This is a genomic window from Burkholderia sp. AU33423 (assembly GCF_002223135.1).
Taxonomy (GTDB): Bacteria; Pseudomonadota; Gammaproteobacteria; order Burkholderiales; family Burkholderiaceae; genus Burkholderia; species Burkholderia lata_D.
In genome coordinates, this window is sequence record NZ_NKFH01000002.1 from 273,377 (window position 1) to 293,206 (window position 19,830).

Sequence of the window (19,830 nt, forward strand, 5' to 3'; positions counted from 1 at the left end):
TCGTGCGGCGGGCGCGTCGATGCGCGCCATTCGTGTGGGTGCTGCCGGCCGGAGGCCGGACGCCGCTACCGCAGGGCAGGGCGTCCGGGCCATTCTGTCATGGCGAAATTTGGGCCTTCATGCCAATTGCTGACTTGATCGATTCACGATTTGAATCGATCGGTCAGACGATCGCCCAAGCACGGGCGTCGTCCGCGGCGGTGCCGTGATGGTGCGCCACGTGCTGCGCGAGAAACTCGACGGCGGCGCGCACGCCGGGCAACTGGCCGCGCCGATGCGGCATCAGCAGCGTCGTCGTGACGGTGCCGGCGCGCCAGCCGGGCAACACGCGCACGAGGGCACCGGACGCGAGCGCCGCGCCGGCGATCCAGTCGGGCAGGCAGGCGATGCCGAGGCCGGCGTTCGCCGCCTGCAGCAGCAGCGTCGATTCGTCGGCCTGCAGGCGCAGGCGCGGCGTCACGTCGACGGTGTCCTCGCCGCGTTGCAGCCGCCACGGCTGCTGGGCCGGTTGCAGCCCGTCATGCTGCGCGAGATCGGTGGGCGCGGCCGGTGTGCCGGCACGCGCGAGATAGGCCGGTGACGCCACGGCGACGATCGGCGATGCCGCGAGCGGCCGTTGCACGAGCGCGGAATCGGGCAGCGGCGCGAAATGGCTGCGCACGGCGATGTCGAAGCCTTCCTGCGCGATGTCGACGAGGCGGTCGCTCGCGTGAATCTGCAGCAGCAGCTTCGGGTGCGCGATCGCCAGCGCGGGCAGGCACGGCGCGAGGATGTGCTGCGCGACCGGCACCGAGCTCGTGATCCGCACGACGCCGGCCGGCTCGGCGGCTTGCCGCAGCACCGCGTCGCGCGCGCTTTCGGCCTCGATCACGGCCGCGCGGGCATGTTCGAAGAATTCGGCGCCGACCGGCGTGAGCCGGAAGCTGCGCGACGTGCGATGCACGAGCCGCGCGCCGAGCGTGCGCTCGAGCTCGGCCACGCGTTTGCTGACCGTCGATTTCGGCAGGTCCAGCCGGCGCGCGGCGGCCGACATGCTGCCGGCGTCGACCGCCTGCACGAACAGGTAGAGATCGTTCAGGTTCACTTCCAGTGTCCACATGGAGAAACGATGGGTTTCGATTTTAGCGGCTACTGCGTCATCGTTCGCCATGGGAGCATGACTGCTCGTTCAACTTCTGCGGAATCTCCGATGTCCCCCATTCTTCTCTACGGCATTCCCGCCGGCTGCTCGTTCGGCTCGATCGTTGCGCTCGAATGGACCGGCCGCCCGTACCGGCTGTCGCGCATCACGATGCCGGGCATCGTGACGAGCGACGCGTTCCTCGCGCTGAACCCCGTCGCCGAGACGCCGGCGTTCGTGACCGCGAACGGCGACGTGCTGACCGAAAGCCTCGCGATCCTCGGCCATATCGGCGCGCAGGCGCTCGACAGCGGCCTTGCGTTCCGCCAGGGCAGCGCGGATTTCGACCGGCTGAACCGGATGCTGGCGTGGCTGAACACGACGTTCTTCAACGCGTTCGGTGCGCTCTGGTACGTGTACGAACACGACACCGAAGGCGCAGAGAAAGCGGCGTTGCAGGCGTACGGCCGCGGCAAGGTGCTGAAGGCGCACCGGCAGCTCGAGGCGATGCTCGAGCGCGGTGAAGGCCCGTGGCTGCTGGGCGCACGGCGCACGCTGGCCGACGCGTACTTCACCGGGATCGCGCGCTGGGCCGACTATCACGCGGTGTTCGAGCCCGAAGCGTTTCCGCGTGTTGCCGCGCTGCGTGCGCGGCTCGCGGACGATGCAGGCGTGCAGTTCGCGCATGCGATCGAGGAAAACCTGCCGCTGCCCGCGTCGTCGGCGTTCGAAGGGCATGTATCGGTCGACGATGCACTGGCAAGCGCACGCGGCATCGCGATTCCGGCCCGCGCGATCTGACTGGCGTCGTGATCGCCCGAAGGAATGGAATGCGCTGGCGTCATATTTTTTACCCGGATGATATTGACATCCAATTTATACCCGGATAAAAATAGCGTCATTCCGATTCCAGCCCACGGGCGATCACGATGACCACCACCACACTGCTCCCTTCCTACACGGCCTTCGACGGCCACCGGCGGCTCGCGTCGGGCCCGCTCGCGACGGTCGCGCTCGCGGTCCGGCAGGCCGCCGGCGATGCGATGCCCGGCACGATCCTGATCTTCGACGATGCGACGGGCCGCTCGATCGACCTCGACCTGCGCGGCACGGCGGACGAAATCCGCGCGCGCTACGCACCGCCGCCGGGCGATACGGCCGGCGCCGGCACGGGCGAACAGCGCGGCCGCGGCCGGCCGAAGCTCGGCGTCGTGTCGCGCGAGGTGACGCTGCTGCCGCGTCACTGGGAATGGCTGGCCACGCAGCCCGGCGGCGCGTCGGTCGCGTTGCGCAAGCTCGTCGAGGACGCACGACGCACACACGCGGAAGCCGACCGGCGACGCGATGCGCAGGCGCGCACCTACCACTTCATGTCGGCGATGGCGGGCGACCTGCCCGGTTTCGAGGAGGCCGCGCGTGCGCTGTATGCGAACGACCTGACACGCGTCGCCGAGCTGATCGCCGGCTGGCCGGACGACGTGCGCGACCACGCGCTCGCGCTGGCGCGCGGCGAGCTGCCGCCGTCCACCGAAGACTGCTGACAGGAGCATCGGACGCCATGACCGCATTCGATCTGAACCGCGGCGCGCTCGCGCCGGTTGCCGACGAGGTCGATCTCGTCGACCTGCGCGTGAGCGGCGCGATCCCGCACGAACTCGCCGGCACGTTGCTGCGCAACGGCCCGAATCCGCCGGGCGGCCGCTTCGACGGGAGCGACATGCTGTCGTGGTGGCCGGAAGCCGCGATGCTGCACGCGATCACGTTCGAAGGCGGCCGCGCGACCGGCTACCGGAACCGCTGGGCGCGCACGCAGCGCTGGGCCGCCGTGCATGCCCCTGAAGAAGCATCGCAACTGCCCGACACCAACCCGAACGTGAACGTGCTGCAGCATGCTGGCGAGTTGCTCGCGCTGTCGGAGGGCGGCGCGCCGTTCGCGATCACGGCCGCGCTCGAGTCGCTCGGCGTGCCGGCGCGGCACGCGGGCCTCGGCGGCGGGATGACCGCGCATCCGAAGGTCGATCCGGTGACGGGCGAGCTGATCGCGTTCCGCGCGGACTGGCGCGCACCGTGGCTGCGCTACGGCGTGGCCGACGCGCAGGGCGTGCAGCGCGTCGATCTCGAGATTGACCTGAGCGCGCCGTCGATGATGCACGACCTCGCGATCACCGAAACCCGCAGCCTGCTGCTCGACCTGAACGTCGGCTACGACTTCTCGCTGCTGAAGCTGGGCCACCGGATGCCGCTGCGCTGGCACGACGACCGGCCCGCGCGCATCGGCGTGATCCCGCGCCACGGCGGCGCGGTGCGCTGGTTCGGCGTCGAGCCGTGCTTCATCCTGCACGTCGTGAACGCATACGACTGCGATGCGTCGTGCATCGTGCTCGATGCGGTGCGCTATCCGTCGTTCCTGCGGCTCGACGCGGGCACGGGCCGCTTCGCCGACAACCCGGTCGGCGAGCTGTGGCGCTACGTGATCGATACGGCGAACGGGCTGATCGACGAAGGGCCGCTCGCCGACGGCGGCATCGAGCTGCCGCGCATCAACGAAAGCCGGACGGGGCGCCGCTACCGCTATCTGTACGCCGTGGAGCAGCCGAACAACGCGGAAATGCGCGGCGTGATGCGCTTCGACCACGTGCGCGGCACGACGACGCATTACGCGGTGCCGCCCGGCGACCAGAACGGCGAGCCCGTGTTCGTGCCGCGCCCGGGCGGCACCGACGAGGACGACGGCTGGCTGCTCGTGATGGTCTACCGCGCGGCGACGGATACGAGCGACGTCGTGATCCTCGATGCGCGCGCGATCGATGCGGAGCCGGTTGCCACCGTGCACCTGCCGCGCCGCGTGCCGGCCGGGTTCCACGGCGCGTGGGTGCCCCGCGAACGTTGAACGTGAGCGGCGGCGCGCGTCACTGCGCGCGTAGCGCGTCGACGATCTTCAGCCGCGCGGCGCGCATCGCCGGCAGGAATCCGCCGACGAGCCCCATCACCAGCGAGAACAGCAGCGTCTTCACGACGATCGCGGGTGTCAGCACGAAGCGGAACGACAGGTCGGCGAAGGTTTGAAAGTTGGTCGTCGAGAACGACGCGAACTGCATCAGCGACGCGCACGCGAGCCCCGCGACGCCGCCGACGAAGCCGAGCAGCAGCGCTTCCAGCAGGAACGCGGCGAGCACGTTGGTGCGCCTGAAGCCGAGCGCGCGCAGCGTGCCGATCTCGGCGACGCGGTTCGCGACCGACGCATACATCGTGATCATCGCGCCGATCATCGCGGCGATCGAGAAGATCGTCGACAGCGTGATGCCGAGGATGTTGATGAACGTCGACAGCGCCTTCGACTGGTCGCCGTAGAAGGTCTGTTCGCGTTTCGCCTCGTCGGTGAGGCGCGGGTCGACGTCGATGTCGGCCTTGAAACGCGCGAAGCCGTCGGCGCTCGGGATGCGCAGCACCATCGACGAATAGCTGGTGCGCCGGAACGACTGCATCAGCTGGTCGACGTCGCCCCAGATCTCCGAATCGAAGCCGCTGCCGCCCGCGTCGAAGATGCCGACGATGGTCCAGTCGCGCTGCGCGAAATGCAGGCTGTCGCCAAGCTGCGTGCCGCTGAAGCCTTTCGCGATCGCGCTGCCGACGATGATTTCCGACGAGCCGGGCGCAAACAGGCGGCCGGCGGTGAGCTTCACGTGCGGGCGCAGCGCGAGGCCGGCCGGCGACACGCCGCGGATCACGACGTTCGACGGCTTGCCCGACGACGTCTTCACCAGCGAGATCAGCACGACCGCTTCCTTCGATACGAGCGGCCGGCCGTCGGGGCCGAGCGCGACGGCCGGGTGCATCTCGAGCGCATTGGCCTGCTGGTGGTCGATCGAGCTCTGGATCTCGGTTTCGGCGCCCTTGCGGATCACCACCGCGTTGTCGGGTTCGCCGGTCGACACGAGCGTCTTCGTGAGCCCCGCGTCGAGCATCTGCACGGTCGCGAACACGAAGATCACGAGCGCCATCCCGCCGGCGGTCAGCGCGGTGGTGAGCCGCCGGGTCCACAGGTTGCGCGCGATGTAGTTGAGCGGGATCGCCATGTGCAAACCTAACCGATTGCCCTGAGGCCTTCGACGACGCGCACGCGCGCCGCCTGCCACGCCGGCACGATCGCCGCCGCGAAGCCGACCGCGACCGAGCACGCGGCCTGCAGCACGACCGTCTCGGTCGACACCTTGAATACCGGGAAGATGCCGCCGGCCGCCTGCTTGAACAGGCTCGCGGCGGGCGGCGTCGCGAGGATCCCGAGCCCGCCGCCGGCCACCGCGATCACGACCGATTCGCCGAACACGATCAGCGCGAGGAAGCCGGGGCCGAAGCCGAGCGCCTTCAGCGTCGCGTATTCGGCCGTGCGTTCGCGCGCGCTCATCGCCATCGCGTTGGCCATCACGGCCATGATGATCAGGATCACCACGTACGACACGAGGCGGATCGCCGCGATGATCTGGTTCGACATCGCGACGAAGCCGAGCTGGAACGCCTGCTCGGTTTCGGTCAGCGTCTCGGCGAGCGAGTTCTTGAATACCGCGTCGACGTTGCGCGCGATCGACGCGCCGTCGTCGGGGTTCGCGACGCCGAGCACGAACACGCCGACCTGGTCGGCCTGCTTCGGCGTGCGCTTGCGCACCGTCTCGTTCAGGTAATCCCAGTGGAACACCAGCTGCCGCGTGATCGTCGAGTCGTCGCGGCCGTCCAGGATGCCGCGGACGACGAAGTCCCACGTGCCTGGATAGATCGTGCCCTTCAGCGGGATCACGTCGCCGACCTTGAAGCCGAACTGCGTCGCGAGCTGGCGGCCGACGAGGCAGCCGCGGCGGTCGCGGTCGTAGTCGGCGCGCTGCTGCGCCGGCAGGATGAATTCCGGGTACAGGTCGAGGTAGTTCTCTGACACCGCGAAGCTCGCGAAGAAGTTCTTCGGGTCGCGATAGATGCCGCCGAACCAGTTCGAGCGGACCACGGCCGTCACGCCTTCGACGCCGCGGATCCGGTTCTCGTAGCTCACGGGCAGCGGAAACACGAGCGAGATCGCGTTGCGCGTGACGAGCCGCCCGCTGGACGCGGCGGCCGCGCCTGCGTACCACGCGTCGACCACGGTGTGCAGCAGCCCGAACGCGAGTACGGCGATGGTGAGCCCGAGCACGGTCAGCAGCGTGCGCAGCCGGTGCCGCAGCGCATTGCGCGCGATCAGCTTCAGCACGTACATCGCGCGCGCTCCCGCAACGGGTCAGCCGGCCTGCCCATCGATCAGCTCCCCTTTTTCCAGATGCACGAGCGAGCGCGCGGCGGCCGCCGCATGCGCGTCGTGGGTCACCATGATGATCGTCTTGCCGAGCTCGGCGTTCATCCGCTGCAGCATCGCGAGCACGTCGGTGGCCGACGTGCGGTCGAGGTCGCCGGTCGGCTCGTCGGCGACGATCAGCACCGGATCGGTGATCAGCGCGCGCGCGATCGCGACGCGCTGCTGCTGGCCGCCCGACAGCTCGGACGGGTAATGGCTCGTCCGGTCGCCGAGGTTCACCATGTCGAGCACGAGTTCGACGCGCTCGCGCCGCTCGCGGCGCGACAGGTGCGTGAGCATCAGCGGCAGCTCGACGTTCTCGAACGCGGTGAGCACCGGCATCAGGTTGTAGAACTGGAAGATGAAGCCGACGTTCGCCGCGCGCCATTCGGCCAGTTGCGCCTCCGCGAGCAGCGAGATGTCGAGCCCGCCCACGCGCAGCTCGCCGCTGTCGGGCCGGTCGATGCCGGCCACCAGGTTCAGCAGTGTGCTCTTGCCGGAGCCGGACGGCCCCATCAGCGCGACGAAGTCGCCTTCGCGGATATCGAGCGTGATGTCGGTCAGCACGGGCACGATCTGGTTGCCGCGCCGGTACGACTTCGCGACGTGGCTGATCTCGACGAGGGGCGGCGGGGCGTCGTTCACGCGTGCGCTACTTCTTCGCGACGGTCACTTTCGCGCCGTCCTTCAGCTTTGCGCCCGGCGCGAGCACGACCGTGTCGCCGGGCTTCACGCCGCGGAGCGCGACGAGTTCGCCGATCCGCATGCCCCGCGTCACGGGCACGGCGCGCACGGCGTCGTCCTTCACGACGAACACGACCGGCCGGCCGTCGCGCTCCACGACCGCGCTTGCCTGCACGGCTGTCACGGGCTGCCGGTCCTGCGCCGACACGGGCTTCGACAGGAACGCGATCTTCGCGCTCATGTCGGGCAGCACGCGGTCGTCGCGGTCGACGAAGCGCACCTTCACGAGCACGGTGGCCTTCGAGCGGTCGACGGTCGGCACGATGCGCGACACGCGGCCCGCGAAGCGCATGTCGGGCAGCGCGTCGAGCTGGATCTCGCACGGCTGCTCGGCGCGGATCTTCGCGATGTTCGATTCGGCGACGTCGGCCTCGACCTCGAGCGTCTCCATGTCGGCGATCGTCACGACCGCGCCCTTGCTGTCCGACGCGGACGAGAACGGCGTGATGTTGTCGCCGACGTTCGCGTGCTTCGCGAGCACGATGCCGTCGAACGGCGCGCGGATCACCGTCTGGTCGACCGCGACCTGCGCGGCCTGCGCGTTGGCCTCGGCGGACGCGATCGCGGCCTGGTCGCTGTTGAGCGTCGCGCGCGCCTTGTTCACGCGGGCCGTGTCGGTGTCGAGTTGCGCGGCCGGTACAGCGCCTTTGGGCGCGAGCGCGGACGTGCGGCGCAACGCGATCTCCGCATCCTTCAGTTCCGCCTGCGCGACGCCGAGGTTCGCGCGGGACACCTGCACCTGCGCGCGCGCCTGCGCGAGCGATGCTCGCACGTCGTTGCTTTCGAGCCGCGCGATGATCTCGTCCTGCTTCACGCGCGTGCCTTCGAGCACGCCGAGCCATTCGACGCGCCCCTGGCCCTTCGACGCGACCGCGGCCTTGCGCTGCGGCACGACGTAGCCGGTTGCATTGAGTTGCGTGTCGTTCTGGTACGGGTAGGCGGACGTGACGGCGGTCGTTTCGACCGCCGGCCGGCCGGTGAGCGCGAGGCCGGCGGCGATCGCGCCGATGACGAGCGCGGCGGCCACCGCATAGCGCAGCCACCGGCGGCGACGGGGCGCCGGTGCGAGCGGACGCCGGTCGATCTTCAGTTTGTCCAGATTGTGATCGGGCAATTTGAGCGCCTCGAGACGGCGGCGGTCTGGCGACCGGCCGCGATCTGGTTTCCGGGGAAAGGGACGGATGGACGCCAGTATAAGCGTCGCCCCGACGGCGCGCGAGCGGGTTGGGGCGGCCGTCGCGGCGGCGGCAGGCAAGGGCATGGCGTGCGCCCCCGGAGAAACCCGAGGGGCGCAAGCAACGTGTCAACTTTCCGCGAACACGGTGCGTTATGGAACCAGTGCGTCAGGTTTTGTCGCGGTGGAACGGTGAAAGCCGGCTTCGCGGCCTGGGGCTCCGATGCGAATGCCTCGCATCTTTACTTACCGGTACGTTTGATTTTTTCTCCGCTAAAGGAAGAACAATGAAGAAGACGCTCGCTTCGATCATCGCCGCAGCATTCGCACTCGCATCGGTTTCGGCATTCGCACAGGCGTCCGCGCCGGCAGCCGACGCGTCGGCTGCCGCTCCGGCACCGGCCAAGAAGGATCACAGCAAGCCGAAGCACCAGCTGAAGCGCCACGGTTCGGCCAAGGGCAAGGCGAAGGCCGACGCCGCATCGGCCGCCGGCACGAACGACGCAGGCGCGCAGAACTAAGAAGCGCATTGCGCCGCGGCCGGCATTGCCGGCCGCCGGTCGCGAAACCCCGCATGTTCACGCATGCGGGGTTTTGTTTTTTCAGGCCTCGTGTTCGCCGGACGGTGGCGTCCGCGGTGGCGGCGGCGCGCGCATCGCGTCGACCACCGTGCGCATGCGCCGCCAGTGCGAGCCTTCCCAGAACACGCGCCGGCACACGTCGCACGCGGCGAAGCGCCGGTGCCGCAGCCGGACGCCGGCCGGCACGCGCGGCGCGGCGGCCGCCGCGTCGAGCGGATGCAGCGGCGCATTGCAGCGCAGGCACAGCCGGAACGGCCGCATGTGCGGCGCGAGATCGAGCCGCTCGAACAGCTCGCGCAACTGGTCGACCGGCTGCAGCGCATGCAGGTAGCAGCCGCGCTCGACCGCGCGCCGCTTGAGCAGCTCGCGGTCGCGGGTCAGCACGATCCGGCCGTCTCGCGCGGCGAGCGCCGCGAGCTCGTCGTCGCGGTAGTGGTTGTCGTAGCAGGTGTCGAAGCCCGCGAGGCGCAGCAGCTGCGCGAGGCCGCCGAGATGCGCGTCGGCGACGAAGCACCATTGCGCCGGTGGTGGCGCGGTGGCCCCGTTCGCAGCCGGCTGCGCGCGTTCCGGGAAGGCCTCGATCCGGTCGCCGTCGTCGAGCGGCCGGTCGAGCGAGGCCGGCGCATCGTTTACGCACAGCCGGCCGATTTCGGTATGCGGGACGCCGAGCGCCTCGATCGCGTGCTTCACCGTCGCGTCGCGCGCACACGCGTGCGCGAACGCGCGGTCGCGCCGTGCGCGCGGGAGAAAGGCGTTCAGTTCGTCGTGGAAGCGGAAGGTCGCGGTCGCCATGCGGGCAGTATGGCACCGCGCTCGGCCGGCCGTGTGCCCTGCAGACGCCACGCATCTGTGTTTAACTCCCCGCTTCACGGAGCGAAGGAGCGGGAAATGGATCTCGGATTTATCGGGCTGGGTGAAATGGGGCAGGCAATCGCGACGAACCTGCTGAAGGCCGGGCACACGGTGCGGGTCTGGAACCGGTCGCGCGAGCGCGCCGAGCCGCTCGCGGCCGTCGGCGCGCAGATCGTCGACACGCCGGCCGACGCGTTTCGCGGCGACGCGGTGTTCTCGATGCTGGCCGACGACGCCGCGGCGCGCGCGATCTTCGACGATGCGCTGCTCGCCCAGGCGCCGCGCGGCCTGATCCACGTCAACATGGCGACGGTGTCGGTCGCGCTGGCCGAATCGCTCGCGCACGCGCATGCGTCGCGCGGCATCCATTATGTCGCCGCGCCGGTGATGGGCCGGCCGGACGTCGCGGCCGCCGCGCGCCTGACGATCATGGCGGGCGGCCCGGCCGAGGCGATCGACCGCGTGCAGCCGCTGTTCGACGCGATCGGCCAGAAGACCTGGCGGTTCGGATCGTTGCCGCAGCATGCGAACGTCGCGAAGATTGCCGCGAACTTCACGCTCGCGTCGGCGATCGAGACGCTCGGCGAAGCCTCTGCATTGCTGGGCGCACACGGCGTCGCGATGCGCGACTTCCTCGACGTGATCACCGGCAGCGTATTTCCGGGCCCCGTCTACGAAGGCTACGGCTCGATGATCGCCGAGCGGCGCTACGAGCCCGCGCGCTTCAAGGCCCGCCTCGGGCTGAAGGACGTTCGCCTCGCGCTGGAAGCCGGCGACGCCGTGTCGGTGCCGCTGCCGGTGGCAAGCGTCGTGCGCGACAACCTGCTCGACGCGCTTGCGCACGGCGGCGGCGAGCAGGATTTCGCGGTGCTCGGCGAAGTCGCGCTGCGCCGCGCGGGCCGCTGAGCCGTCGCGCGACAGAAGTCCGGCACACCGGCATAATCGACGTTTCGTTTTTCCTTACATCGACGCAGAGGCGGGCATGAACTTGCATACGTGGTGGCTTTTCGTGGCGACGGTGTTCGTCGTGTCGGCAATTCCGGGCCCGAACATGCTGCTGGTGATGACGCACGGCGCGCGGCACGGGCTGCGGCGTTCGACGTGGACGATGGCCGGCTGCCTCACCGCGCTGGTGCTGATGCTGTCGGTGTCGGCGGCGGGTCTCGGCGCGGTGCTCGAAGCCTGGCCGGCGATGTTCAACACGTTGCGCTTTGCGGGTGCGGCCTACCTGATCTACCTCGGTGTGAAGGCGTGGCGCGCACGCGTCGACGACGCGCAACCTGCCGCCGACGTCGACACCGTGTCGCGCCAGGCCGCGCCGGCATCGCGCGGGACGCTGTTCCGCAATGGTTTCCTGGTCGCGGGCAGCAATCCGAAGGCGATCCTGTTCGCGGCCGCGCTGCTGCCGCAGTTCATCAACGCGGCCGAGCCGACGCTGCCGCAGTTCGGTGTCCTCGTCGTCACGTTCGCGGTGATCGAGGTGAGCTGGTATCTCGTCTACGCGTCGTTCGGCACGCGCATCGGCGCGACGTTGAAGAGCCAGAGCGTGGCGAAGATCTTCAACCGGCTGACGGGCGGGCTGTTCGTCGGCTTCGGCGCGATGATGGCGCTGGTTCGTCACTGATTTCGCACGGACACCGGCGTACCGAGCGCCCCGTCCCTCTTGAGAGGGCGGGGCGTTCTGCTTTCCGGGCCTGCGTCACGCTCGCTCAGGCACGCGGGCGCGTCAATGCCGCTGCGCCGGCTCCGCGTCCGGCCGTGAGCCCGAAAACGGCGGCCGCGCCTGCGAACGCAAACCCCACGCCGCACACCGCGCTCCACCCGCCCCAGGCCCACGCGCTGCCTGCGAGCACCGCGCCGAGCGCCCCCCCGATGAAGAACAGCCCGACGAACAATCCGTTCAGGCGGCCGCGCGCGGCCGGGTTCAGCAGGTTGATCTCGCGGCGGCCGATCGTCTGGTCGACGATGACGCCCGCGTCGAGCAGCGCCGCGCCGCCGGCCAGCAGCGCGAGCGCGAGGCCGCGATGCAGGTGCGCGTCGAAGCCGAACCAGCCGGCGCCCGCGATCCCGAGCACGACGAGCGCCACGAGCATCGTGCCGTGCGCGATCCGCTGCGCGGCCGGGCCATGGCCGCGGTCGCCGGCACGGCCCGCGAGCGGCGTGACGATCGCGCCGCTGGCGCCGGCGAACGCGAACAGCGCAATGCCGTGCAGGTCGAGGCCGAACGGCGGCTGCGCGAGCCGCAGCCCGACCGCGGTCCAGAACGCGCTGAACGCGGCCATCGCGAGCGCGGCCGACAGCGCATGCCGGCGCAGCACCGGCTCGTCGGCGAGCAGGCGCGCCATCGACGCAAGCAGCGTGCGGTAGCCGGCCGAGATCGACGGCGTGCGCGACGGCAGGCGCAGTGCGAGCACCACGGCGATCGCGGCATTCGCGAGCGCGGCCAGCACATAGAACCCGCGCCAGCCGGCCGAGCCCGCGATCAGGCTCGCGAGCGGCCGCGACAGCAGGATGCCCAGCATCAGCCCGCTCATCACGTTGCCGACCGCGCGGCCGCGCTGCGCCTCGGGCGCCATCGATGCGGCCATCGGCACGAGCATCTGGATCACGCTCGACGCGGCGCCGGCCACGAGCGTCGCCAGCAGGAATACGGTGCCTGACCGTGTGAACGCCGGCAGCGCGAGCGCGGCCGCGCACGCGGCCAGCGTCGTGACGATCAGGCGGCGGTTCTCGAGCAGGTCGACGAGCGGGACGAGCAGTACGAGCCCGGCCGCGTAGCCGAGCTGCGGCAGCATCGCGACGAGGCCGGCCAGGCCGGGCGGCAGGTGCAGGTCGGCGCTGATCGGGCCCGTCAGCGGCTGCGCGGCGAACAGGTCCATCACGATCACGCCGACTGTCGCGGCGAAGAACAGCGTCATGCCCGCGCTCAGCGCGGGCGGCGTGCCGGCCGGCGCGCTGACGGGCGGGCGAGCGGCGGAGTGGCAAGGGTTGGCAGGGCAGTTCATCGGAAGCCTGGCGAATGGGTCGAAGAAGTCCCCATCGTAGGTGTCCGATGTTTATGCGACAATTGAAATATCTCTAACATGATTATGCGAGTTTGTTTTGAATACGCGTGATCTCCAGGCATTCGTCGCGGTGGTCGACAGCGGGTCGATGGTCGCCGCGGCCGCGAAGCTCCACCTGACGCAGCCGGGCCTGACGCGGCGCGTGCAGAACCTCGAAACGCTGCTCGGCATGCCGCTGCTGGAGCGGCAAAGCAAGCCGCTGAAGCCGACCGCCGCCGGACGCGACGTCTACGCGCTCGCGCGCAACGTGCTGGGCGCAGTCGACGAGCTGATGGCGGCGGGCGCGCCGGACAGCGAGCCGTCCGGCGAGCTGCGCATCGGCGTGCCGCCGTTCCTGTCCGAGCTGGCGCTCGAGCAGCCGATCGACCGGCTTCGGGACGCATTTCCGCGCCTCACGCTGCGCGTGACGGCAGGCTGGTCGCCGGCGCTGATACAGGGCGTCGAGCGGGGTACGCTCGACGTCGCGGCCGTGATGGTGCCGGCCAGTTCGACGCTGCCCGACACGTTCACGTCGACGCTGATCGGCACGCAGCCGACGGTGCTCGTCGCCGCGCGCGACTATCCGCTGCCGGACGGTCCGCTGTCGATCGACACACTGTCGGGTTTCCCGTGGGTGCTGAGCCAGGACGGCTGCGGGATGCGTTCGGCGCTGAGCCGCATGCTCGGCGCGGCCGGACTGCCGTTCGACGTCGCGGTCGAGGCGTTCGGCTCGGAGCTGCAGCTGTCGCTCGTCGCGCGCGGCGCGGGCATCGGCATCGCGGCACCGAACGCGCTGGCGCGCAGCGCGCATCGCGATGCGCTGAGGGTGGTGGAAACGGTGGGGCTGGAGACGCGGATCAACGTGTGGATCGTGCACGGCGCGCTGCCGGGCCGGCTGGTGCGGCCCGTCGGGCTGCTGCGCGATGCGCTGGGCGAAGTGCTCGAACGGGTAAACAGGGTGGGGTCAGAAGCGATGAAGGCGGTCTAGAGCCGCCATTCGAGGGAAAATCCTTATTTTCTCTACGGAAATGTTGCATTGCGGAAACTGTTTCGCTATAGTTGCACCTGTCTCCTCCATGTCTCCTCTGATATGGATTCAGCCCGCCTCTTAGGCGGGCTTTTTTTTGCCTGCGATTTTGTCGCGGCCTTCCATTCGTCGTCCGTCGCTGCGCTCAGAACTTGTACGTCATCCCGACGTAGCTGATGATCGGGTCGGCCTTCAGGTCCGATTTCGACTCCGAGAGCACCGTGCCGTCGGCCGCCTTGATCGTCACTGTCGACGTCGTCTTCAGCGGGATGTACGTGACCGACGCGATCAGCCCGAAATGCTCCGTCATGTTGTACTGCAGGCCCGCGTTGAACACCGGCTGCCATGACGACGACGCCTTCGCCTCCACCGAGGTCGTACCGGGCTTGCCGGCGCCCGCCGCGAGAATCGCGCCGAGGTTGTCCTGCGTCTGCTTGATGAAGTTCGTGTTGAGCTGCAGGTCGCTGAACCAGTTGTACGACACGCCGAGGCCTAGGAACGGCCGGAATTTCGCGTTCGCCGCCCCGAAGTAATACTGCAGGATCGCCGCCGGGCTCCACTGCCGCACGCTCTTCACGATCGGATTGACCGAGCCCAGCCCGATGTTCTGCGTGCCGAGCGCGCCGGCCGGGCCAGGCGGCCTGATCGTGCCCTGGCCCGACACCTTGAACACCGGCGGCACGCCGGCCACCGACGTGACCGCGATGTGGTCGGTCAGGAAGTGGCTGATCGTCAGGCCGACCGTGTCGGCGCCGCTCGTGTGCAGCCCGGTGCCGGGCGACGTGAACGACGGCGGCAGTCGCAGCGGCGTGTTGATCGGCGTCGGTGCGACGTTGGTCGTCATCGGCGTGCTGCTCTGCTGCGGCATGATGTGGAACCAGCCCAGCGTGACGACGTTGCTGCCGGCGCTCTGCGCGTGCGCCGCGAGCGGCGCCACGGCGGCGGCGCCGGCCGCCGCGCAGAGAAGGGTTTTCTTCATCACGGCTTTTCCCCCCGCTTACTGGACGAATGCGCCGATCGTGAAATACGGCGTCGATCCCGCGTTGTCGAGGAAACCGAACACGCCACCCGTGAAGATGAACTTGCCGGTCGGCGACGTGCTGCCCGAGCCCGTATGGATCGTCGTGACCGTGCCCGGCACCTTCTGCGTGTAGTCCAGGTCGAGCGCGGTCGCGAGCGATGCCTGCGACGGCTGGAACGGATCGAGCAGCGTGGCCTGCTTGTCGATCAGCGCGGTGGTCCGGTAATCGAACTGGCTGTCGACGCCGATGTACTCGCCGTTCTGCGAGCCGGCCGCGACGGCCGTCTGCGGCGAGAGGATCGAGATGCTCGATTCATCGTCGGCGGTCAGGCCCGGCACGCCGTTGCTGTCCGGCGTCGGGTTCGGGTTCGCGACACCCGTGCGCACGAGGATCGGCACGAGCTGGTTGCGCAGCTTGCCGACGATCATGAAGCCCTTGCCCTGCGGCGTGGCCGACAACGTCGGCTTCAGCTGGCTCGCGTAGTTGTTGGATTGGAACGCGCCGCTGCCGTCGGCCGACTGCACGAAGTTCGTGCCCTGCTGCGCGCACGCGCCGCCGGCGAACTGGCCCGTCGTGTCGCACTTGGTCCACGTGCCGTCCGCGTTGATCGTCACCTTCGCGTCGATCGACGCCGGCGCGAATTTCTGCGACGGCACTTCGCCGAAGCCGATGTGGCTGTACGTGCCCGCGACCTTCGTGATGTCGGTTTCGATCGACGAGAAGCCGATGAACGGGTAGTACGGGAATTTCGTGTCGGGCACCGCGGCCTGGCCGAGCACGCCGTCGAACTGGATCTCCTTGCCGGGAATCGTGCCGCCCGCGACGCCGAAGCCGACGAAGATGCGCGCCGGACGCGACGCATCGAGGCTCGCGCCGTTCAGGCGGAACGCGCACTGGTTCAGCTTGTTGGTCGGCAGCAGCGTTTCCTGCGTGAGCGTGCCGCTGTCGACGGTGCCCGCGCGGGTCGGCGTGACGGTGCCGGTCTTTTGCGGCACCGCCGATTCGACATAGGTGACCTGCCAGGTCATCTTGGTCGTGTCGAGCTGGACTTTCGCGAGTTCGCCGCTGCCCGCGCCGCCCGTGAATACGGTGTTGTAGTCGAGCGTGGCGGGGCAGAGCCGGTCTTCGACGAGCGGGGGCGGGTTGTCGCCGCCGCTGCCGCTGCCGCCGCAGGCGGAAAGAAGGGGGGCGGCAAAGGCCGCCGCCAGAATGAGGTTGCGCTTCATGTTGCTCCTCCAGATTTGTCTTGTGCGGCGGCCAGCTCCCTGTCGGCCGCTTCTGTTGGTCGTGCTCGTCCTGCTTGCGCCGTGCCGAGCGCCTTCGTGCCTTCCCTGCGTCACGCGGCGGCAGGCCGGCCGCCGCGTCCTCGTTCGCTACTTGCTGATCTGCGCGCCCACGCCGAAGTACGGTGTCGACGACGTGGTCGAATTCGCCGACGTCGACGTGACGCCGCCGTTCACCGTGCCCTGGATCAGCGCCGCGTACAGGCCGCCCGTCGCGATCACCACGCCCGAAGCGGACGGGTAGCTCGCACCGCTCGGCGGCGTCGTCGTCGCGTTCAGCAGGCCCGGCGTCGCCTGGCCGTAGTCGAGCGTGAAGCCGTCTTCCTCGGCCTGCGTACTCGGGTTGATGAACGACGCGTTGCTGCCGCGGATCAGGGCCGCCGTGTACTTGAAGTTCGAGTCCGCGCCCGCGTAGCCGCCGTCGATCGCGCCCGACGAGATGGCCGTCGCCGCGCCGAGCACCGCGATGCCCGATTCGTCGTCGACCTGCGCGTCGGTGTGCAGCGGCGGCGTGCCGAGGTTCACGTTGCCCGTCCGCACGATCACCGGCACCGTCGCGCCGTTGAGCTGGCCGATCACCATGTGCGCGGTCGCCGACTTGCCGGTCGCGCCGACGATCGGCAACTGCGTTTGCGGCAGCGTCTGCGGCGCCTTCGTGCTGTCGAAGTAGCCGCCGTTCGCGCTCGCCTTCCACGGATCGCCGGTTGTCTGGCAGCCGCCCGAACCGCTCGACGTGCACGCGCCGTTCGCGTCGAACGTCTCACTCGAGTTCGAGCCCTTCGTCGCGTAGTTGCCCGACGGCACGAGGTGATAGAGCAGCGCGTTGTACGTGCCCGGCAGCTTCGTGAGGTCGGTCGTCGTGTTCGCGAAGCCGAGGAACGGGTAGAAGTCGAAGTGACGGTTCGGCACCTTGCCGACGTCCTTTGCCACCACGACCGGGCCGATGGCGATCGTCAGCCCGTCGTACTGGATCGTCGCGCCGGGAATGCCGCCACCCGCGACGCCCATGCCGACCAGCAGCATCGGCGGGTTCGCCTGGTTGAAGTCGGCGGCCGTCGAATAGGTCGTGCCGTTCGGCGCCTTGCCCGAGCCCGGCGTGAGGATGAACGCGCAGCGCGTCTGCTCGGCGGTCGGCAGTACGCCGGTCGGCGGGTGCATGACTGCCCCGGTGATCGTCGTGCCGACGCGGCTCGGCGTGACCGTGCCGGTCGCGAGCGGAATCGGCGATTCGAGCCACTTGAGCGTGTAGGTCATCGCCACCGCGTCGATGTTGACGCTGACGATCTCGCCGCTACCGGCGCCGCCGAGGTACGTGCTCTTCACGATGTCGGCGTTGGCTGGGCACAGCGCACCGTTGATCGGCTGTGACGGCGGCGGCCCTTGCGTGCCGCAGCTGGATCCGGAACATTGGGGCGCATTGATCGGCGCGGGTGCGCCGCCGTCCCCCCCACCACATGCAACCAGGAAAGGGGCAATGGCAAAGGCCGTTGCCACCCCCTTCGATAAGGTGTGCGACATGCCGCTGTCTCCAATCGTTTAATTGTGCGAGCTAATGTCGCCGCCTTGATTTTTGCTGTCAATTGATGAACCCGTCTAAAAAAGGCGATTGAAACGGGCATCGTGTTTTGAGTCCTTGTCCGACGTGGTATTCGGTAAGAATTAAAACGCGAGACGGGCTGCCGAAAGCGGCCGGAGTGGGGTATGTGCGACGCCGGACAGGCCGGCGCGGAGCCTTCATGCGTATAACGGCAGCGTTTAAAGCGGCGGTATCCGGTTTATCCCTATTCGGGATTGACTGGATAAAGAAGGGGCGGGGTTAATTCACTGGTAATCGCGCAATGGAAAGCTTGTAAATATTTGTAAATGCGCGATGCGGGATTTTTATATATTGCCTGATACGGGTAAATAAAAAGCCGGCCAGTGGCCGGCTTTGCATTGCATGCGATGCTGAATCAGCGTTTGAGACCGGCGTCCTCGGCCGCGCCGATGCTCAGGTTCATGCACTGGATCGCGGCGCCCGATGCGCCCTTGCCGAGGTTGTCGAGGCGCGCGACCGTGACGAAGCGCTCAGCGTTGCCGAACACGAACAGGTCGACGCGGTTCGTGTCGTTGTTCGCCTGCACGTCGAAGAAGCCGCCGTCGAGGTTCGCGTCCGCATCGAACGGTGCGACGCGCACGAATGCTTCGTCGGCGTAGTACTCGGCGAACACGCGCTGCACGTCCTGCGGCGTCGTGCGCTTCGCGAGCTGGTCGGGCGTGAAGTAGGTCGTCACGGCGAGACCCTTCAGGAACGGCCCGACGATCGGCGTGAAGATCGGCGGGTTCGCGAGGCCCGTGTGCGCGGCCATTTCGGGCAGGTGCTTGTGCGTGAGGCCGAGCGCATACGGGCGCGGGCTCGCGAGCTTGCCGCCCGGCGCCGCGTTTTCGTAGTCGGCGATCATCGACTTGCCGCCGCCGCTGTAGCCGGTGATCGAGTAGCTGTGCGCGGCGAACGCCGGTGCGACGATGCCTGCATCGACGAGCGGACGCATCGCGAGCACGAAGGCCGATGCGTGGCAGCCCGGCACGGCGATGCGCTTCGACGTGCGAATCTTCTCGCGCTGCGCGCGGGTCAGTTCCGGTAGGCCGTACGCCCAGTCGGCGCTGGTGCGGAACGCGGTGCTCGCGTCGATCAGCGTCGTGTTCGGGTTCTCGACGAGCGAGGCCGATTCGCGCGATGCGACGTCCGGCAGGCACAGGAACGTGACGTCCGACGCGTTGATCAGGCGGCGGCGCTCTTCGACGTCCTTGCGCTTCGCTTCATCGATGCGCAGGATCTCGATGTCGCTGCGTGCCGACAGGTATTCGAAGATCTTGAGGCCGGTCGTGCCTTCCTGGCCGTCGACAAAAACTTTGGTGCTCATTTCGCTCTCACTGGATGAAACGGGGGCCCGCGCCCTGAAACCGCCATTTTAAGACGTCATCCGGCGGGCCTGCACCGCGCGGGGCGAAAAAAAGACAACCGGCGGGCCGTCTTGTGTCCCTTTGGCACCCGCCGGAGCGGGCGTCGGGGCGTGCTCAGCCGCGGCCGGCGACCCACCGAGCGGTCGCTTCGGCAACCCGCCGGCCGAATGCCTTGCCGGTCTCGAGGTCGCCCGGCAACGGGCCTTCGTCGGGCGTCGAATCGGCCGGCGACTGCGCGAGCAGGCCCGTCGAGCCGCCCAGATAGTTGATGTCGTTGCGCGTGGCCGCCTTCGAGTTGGCCGGCATCAGGCTCGTGCCGACCCACACCATCCCATGCTGCATCGACAGCGTGACGAAATATTGAATCGTCGAGAACTTGTCGCCGTTCATCGTCGCGGAGTTCGTGAAGCCCGCGGCGATCTTGTCCTTCCATTTCTGCGTGAACCACGCTTTCGACGTCGCGTCGGCAAACTGCTTGAACTGCGCCGACGGGCCGCCCATGTAGGTCGGCGCGCCGAAGACGATCGCGTCGGCCGCGTCGAGCGCGGCCCAGCCCGCGTCGTCGACGTCGCCGACGGCGAGCAGGCGCACGGTCGCGCCGGCCTCCTGCGCGCCCGCGTGCACGGCCTCGGCCAGTTTCTGCGTGTGACCGTAGCCGCTGTGATAGACGATGACGATGTTCGACATGAAGCGTTCTCCGGAAAGGAACGGGAACGGCGGACCGCA

19 protein-coding genes are annotated in these 19,830 nt (G+C 68.8%); 7 read left to right on the plus strand and 12 right to left on the minus strand.

The window, feature by feature from the left end; all coding sequences use genetic code 11:
* Positions 1-163 precede the first annotated feature (163 nt).
* Positions 164-1,150 (minus strand): LysR substrate-binding domain-containing protein, encoded by a 987-nt coding sequence (locus CFB50_RS01330; protein WP_089444771.1) that lies wholly within the window; start codon positions 1,148-1,150, stop codon positions 164-166.
* Positions 1,151-1,189: 39 nt separating this feature from the next.
* Here CFB50_RS01330 and CFB50_RS01335 point away from each other — a divergent pair, with 39 nt between their 5' ends.
* From CFB50_RS01335 to CFB50_RS01345, 3 genes are all read left to right on the plus strand, one after another.
* On the plus strand, positions 1,190-1,921 hold the full coding sequence (locus CFB50_RS01335; RefSeq protein WP_089444772.1) for a glutathione S-transferase family protein: 732 nt from the start codon (positions 1,190-1,192) through the stop codon (positions 1,919-1,921).
* A gap of 128 nt (positions 1,922-2,049) precedes the next feature.
* A complete protein-coding gene (locus CFB50_RS01340) occupies positions 2,050-2,661 on the plus strand; it encodes a DUF2239 family protein (RefSeq protein WP_089444773.1) in 612 nt (203 codons plus the stop codon).
* Between the two features lie 17 nt (positions 2,662-2,678).
* A complete protein-coding gene (locus CFB50_RS01345) occupies positions 2,679-4,010 on the plus strand; it encodes a carotenoid oxygenase family protein (RefSeq protein WP_089444774.1) in 1,332 nt (443 codons plus the stop codon).
* A gap of 19 nt (positions 4,011-4,029) precedes the next feature.
* Here the strand turns inward: CFB50_RS01345 and CFB50_RS01350 are convergent, their stop codons facing one another.
* Genes CFB50_RS01350 through CFB50_RS01365 form a run of 4 tightly spaced genes read right to left on the minus strand, consistent with a single transcriptional unit; the run spans position 4,030 to position 8,292 of the window.
* Positions 4,030-5,196 carry an ABC transporter permease gene (locus CFB50_RS01350; protein WP_089444775.1) on the minus strand — a complete coding sequence of 389 codons (1,167 nt, stop codon included), beginning with the start codon at positions 5,194-5,196 and terminating at the stop codon, positions 4,030-4,032.
* An 8-nt stretch (positions 5,197-5,204) separates the two neighbouring features.
* Complete coding sequence (locus CFB50_RS01355) at positions 5,205-6,359, minus strand: ABC transporter permease (protein WP_089444776.1); 1,155 nt, start codon at positions 6,357-6,359, stop codon at positions 5,205-5,207.
* A 21-nt stretch (positions 6,360-6,380) separates the two neighbouring features.
* Complete coding sequence (locus CFB50_RS01360) at positions 6,381-7,079, minus strand: ABC transporter ATP-binding protein (RefSeq protein ID WP_089444777.1); 699 nt, start codon at positions 7,077-7,079, stop codon at positions 6,381-6,383.
* 7 nt (positions 7,080-7,086) lie between these two features.
* Positions 7,087-8,292 carry an efflux RND transporter periplasmic adaptor subunit gene (locus CFB50_RS01365; protein ID WP_089444778.1) on the minus strand — a complete coding sequence of 402 codons (1,206 nt, stop codon included), beginning with the start codon at positions 8,290-8,292 and terminating at the stop codon, positions 7,087-7,089.
* Between the two features lie 347 nt (positions 8,293-8,639).
* Between CFB50_RS01365 and CFB50_RS01370 the strand changes: the two genes are divergently transcribed.
* On the plus strand, positions 8,640-8,873 hold the full coding sequence (locus CFB50_RS01370; RefSeq protein ID WP_069246900.1) for a hypothetical protein: 234 nt from the start codon (positions 8,640-8,642) through the stop codon (positions 8,871-8,873).
* An 81-nt stretch (positions 8,874-8,954) separates the two neighbouring features.
* On the opposite strand, the gene CFB50_RS01375 is transcribed toward CFB50_RS01370, so the two are convergent.
* On the minus strand, positions 8,955-9,725 hold the full coding sequence (locus CFB50_RS01375) for a Mut7-C RNAse domain-containing protein (protein WP_089444779.1): 771 nt from the start codon (positions 9,723-9,725) through the stop codon (positions 8,955-8,957).
* A gap of 9 nt (positions 9,726-9,734) precedes the next feature.
* Between CFB50_RS01375 and CFB50_RS01380 the strand changes: the two genes are divergently transcribed.
* Positions 9,735-10,691 (plus strand): NAD(P)-dependent oxidoreductase, encoded by a 957-nt coding sequence (locus tag CFB50_RS01380; RefSeq protein WP_256978690.1) that lies wholly within the window; start codon positions 9,735-9,737, stop codon positions 10,689-10,691.
* Between the two features lie 76 nt (positions 10,692-10,767).
* Complete coding sequence (locus CFB50_RS01385) at positions 10,768-11,409, plus strand: LysE family translocator (protein ID WP_069246902.1); 642 nt, start codon at positions 10,768-10,770, stop codon at positions 11,407-11,409.
* An 85-nt stretch (positions 11,410-11,494) separates the two neighbouring features.
* Here the strand turns inward: CFB50_RS01385 and CFB50_RS01390 are convergent, their stop codons facing one another.
* Positions 11,495-12,790, minus strand: a complete 1,296-nt coding sequence (locus CFB50_RS01390) for an MFS transporter (RefSeq protein ID WP_089444780.1) — start codon at positions 12,788-12,790, stop codon at positions 11,495-11,497.
* Positions 12,791-12,887: 97 nt separating this feature from the next.
* On the opposite strand from CFB50_RS01390, the gene CFB50_RS01395 reads away from it, so the two are divergent.
* The gene (locus CFB50_RS01395; RefSeq protein WP_089444781.1) at positions 12,888-13,817 is read left to right on the plus strand and encodes a LysR family transcriptional regulator; all 930 of its coding nucleotides are present in this window, start codon (positions 12,888-12,890) and stop codon (positions 13,815-13,817) included.
* A gap of 184 nt (positions 13,818-14,001) precedes the next feature.
* Here CFB50_RS01395 and CFB50_RS01400 read toward each other — a convergent pair whose 3' ends face one another.
* The 5 genes from CFB50_RS01400 to CFB50_RS01420 all read right to left on the minus strand — a co-directional run bounded on the left by CFB50_RS01400 (position 14,002) and on the right by CFB50_RS01420 (position 19,791).
* Positions 14,002-14,835, minus strand: a complete 834-nt coding sequence (locus CFB50_RS01400; protein WP_069246905.1) for an OmpW/AlkL family protein — start codon at positions 14,833-14,835, stop codon at positions 14,002-14,004.
* An 18-nt stretch (positions 14,836-14,853) separates the two neighbouring features.
* On the minus strand, positions 14,854-16,104 hold the full coding sequence (locus CFB50_RS01405) for a DUF2957 domain-containing protein (protein WP_069246906.1): 1,251 nt from the start codon (positions 16,102-16,104) through the stop codon (positions 14,854-14,856).
* Positions 16,105-16,251: 147 nt separating this feature from the next.
* Positions 16,252-17,679: a DUF2957 domain-containing protein gene (locus CFB50_RS01410; RefSeq protein ID WP_069246907.1), complete on the minus strand. Its 1,428-nt coding sequence runs from the start codon at positions 17,677-17,679 to the stop codon at positions 16,252-16,254.
* A gap of 434 nt (positions 17,680-18,113) precedes the next feature.
* On the minus strand, positions 18,114-19,064 hold the full coding sequence (argC, locus tag CFB50_RS01415; protein ID WP_089444782.1) for an N-acetyl-gamma-glutamyl-phosphate reductase: 951 nt from the start codon (positions 19,062-19,064) through the stop codon (positions 18,114-18,116).
* A 154-nt stretch (positions 19,065-19,218) separates the two neighbouring features.
* On the minus strand, positions 19,219-19,791 hold the full coding sequence (locus CFB50_RS01420) for a flavodoxin family protein (RefSeq protein WP_069246909.1): 573 nt from the start codon (positions 19,789-19,791) through the stop codon (positions 19,219-19,221).
* Positions 19,792-19,830: the final 39 nt, after the last annotated feature.